The following is a 2,355-nucleotide window of genomic DNA, read 5'->3' as shown; positions in this document are numbered from 1 at the left end:
GTCCGAGACGCCGGCGCGGTGCGCCCGGACCGCCCCGGGCAGCTGCTGTTCCGCCAGGCCGGCGCCGGTCCGGCGAGCGGCCGGCTCGCCGCCGTGGCCCTGTCCAGACCGCCCGGCGCGGCGGCCGTCCCCGCCCCGTCCGCGCGCACGATCAGCGGCCTGTCCTGCGTGCGCGTGCACGCGGCGGGCGGCACCGGGGTCTGCCTGACGGTCGAGCGGGCGGCGCGGGCGCAGACCTACGCCATCGTGCTGGACGGCCAGGGGCGGCGGTCCCACCTGTTCCCGATCGAGGGCGTGCCCAGCCGGGCGCAGGTGTCGGCGGACGGCCGCATGATCTCCTGGACGACGTTCGTCGAGGGGCACGACTACCAGAGCAAGAACCTGTCCACCAGGACCGGGGTCTTCGACCGGCGGACGGGCCGGCTGTGGCTCGACCTGGAGCGGTTCAGGCTGTTCAGGGACGGCCGGCGGGTCTGGGCGGCCGACGTCAACTACTGGGGCGTGACCTTCACCCGCGACGACGACCGTTTCTACGCCACCGTGCGGACCAAGGACGTGACGTACCTGGTCGAGGGGCGGGTCGGCGACCGCACGATGCGGACCTTGCGGACGAACGTGGAGTGCCCGTCCCTGTCCCCCGACGGCACCCGGCTGGCGTTCAAGAAGGCCACCGGCGACCCGTCCCGGCCCTGGCGGCTGCACGTGCTCGACCTGCGCACGATGCGCGAGACGCCGCTGGCCGAGCCGGCGTCGGTGGACGACCAGGCGGTCTGGATCGACGACCGGACGGTCGGGTACGGGCGGCTGCGCGCGGGCGGCACCGACGTCTGGACGGTGCCCGCCGACGGCTCGGGCGCACCGCGGCTGCTGCTGCCCGACGCATTTTCTCCCGCCGCAATTCACTAAAGACGCGGCCGAATCTCGGCGGCCGCCGTTAGCGGTGCGTCGTGTTACCAATGCGTATCCGTGATAAACGCTGCTCCGGAACGCTTCCCATCTCCCTTCCGATGGCCCTTAGTGGCCATTCCGGCGTTTACCCGGTCCCGTTGTCCAAAGTCGGCCACCGGCAGGACTGGCCTTCTCCGTGCAACTCGGACAAATAATGAGCCGGACATTGGACGGGGGGAACCGATTGAGTCGGCTTCACGCATTCCGCAACCAATTCGTGGACGCTCCGGGTTCTCTTGGAGCGCGGTATCGCGCGCGCCGGTGGGACTGGCTGCGCGCCACTTTTCCCGATCTCGGGCGGATGTCGGTCATCGATCTCGGCGGCACGGCGGAGGCGTGGCGGCGCGCGCCGGTGAGGCCCGCCGCGGTGCACATCGTGAACCTGGAGAAACCGCCGTCCGACCTGCCGGACTGGCTGCGCAGCGACCACGCCGACGCGTGCGAGCTGCCGGCCGAGATCCTCGCCGGCCACTACGACCTGGTGATCTCCAACTCGGTGATCGAGCACGTCGGCGGGCACGCGCGGCGGCGGATGTTCGCCGACGCCGTGCACCGGCTCGCCGACCGGCACTGGGTCCAGACGCCCTACCGCTACTTCCCCGTCGAGCCGCACTGGGTGTGCCCCGGCATGCAGTTCCTGCCGGCGGCGGCCCGCGCGACCGTCGCGCGGCACTGGCCGCTGGTGCACACCCCGCCGGCCGACCGGGCCGAGGCGCTGCGCGCCGTCCTGGACGTGGAGCTGCTGAGCCGCACCGAGATGCGCGCCTACTTCCCGCACTCGCTCATCCGCGCCGAGAAGGTCGCCGGGCTGGCCAAGTCGCTGATCGCGGTGAAGCCCCGGTGAGCGGCGAGGTGAGCGGCGGCGTGACCGGCGGCGAGGTGACCGGCGAGGTGCCGGGCGGGGAGGCGCTCGCCGGCGGCGCCCGGACGCGCCGGCTCGGCGAGGCGGACCCCGCGGCGCGGGACGTGGTGACCGACCTGCTCGGCCGCGCCGCCCGCGGGCTGCCGCGGATGCGCACCGGCGTGAACGGCGCGCTCGGGCGCGGGTTCGTGTTCACGATGCGCGGCGAGCACGCCGTCCCGGCCGGGACGAGCGTGCGCTACGCGGCCATCGTGGCGCTCGGCGCCCGCCGCCTGCCGGTGGACGCGCAGCGCGCGGTGCTCGGCGGCGAGTCGGCGCGGGAGCTGGTGTCCGGGCTCGTGACCCGGCTGGAGCGCACCGGAGCGCGGGGCGTCACCTCGCTCGGCGACATCGCGCTGATCTGCTGGGCGGCCGCCGAGGTCGGCGACGGCGGGCTGGACCTCGCGCTCGCCAGGCTGGCCGCGGCCGATCCGGAGGGCGGCGGGCCGGTGTTCACCGTGGACGCGGCGTGGGTGGCCGCGGCGCTCGCGGCGGTCCGCGACGCG

Annotated in this window: 3 protein-coding genes; all 3 read left to right on the top strand. The window is 74.4% G+C overall.

The annotated features are described in order from the left end of the window. Positions 1-906 (top strand): TolB family protein (locus tag E1291_RS41045; protein ID WP_131743417.1); only part of this gene is annotated, 906 nt, incomplete at its 5' end. Positions 907-1,249: 343 nt separating this feature from the next. Continuing rightward, on the top strand, positions 1,250-1,792 hold the full coding sequence (locus E1291_RS41040) for a class I SAM-dependent methyltransferase (protein ID WP_207401254.1): 543 nt from the start codon (positions 1,250-1,252) through the stop codon (positions 1,790-1,792). After that, a partial coding sequence (locus tag E1291_RS41035; RefSeq protein WP_207401253.1) for a hypothetical protein occupies positions 1,789-2,355 on the top strand: 567 nt, incomplete at its 3' end. The genes E1291_RS41040 and E1291_RS41035, both read left to right, overlap by 4 nt.

The organism is Actinomadura roseirufa, assembly GCF_900659635.1.
GTDB lineage: Bacteria > Actinomycetota > Actinomycetes > Streptosporangiales > Streptosporangiaceae > Spirillospora > Spirillospora roseirufa.
The sequence above is the reverse complement of the archived record's forward strand: the minus strand, read 5'-3'. Positions and strand labels throughout refer to the sequence as shown.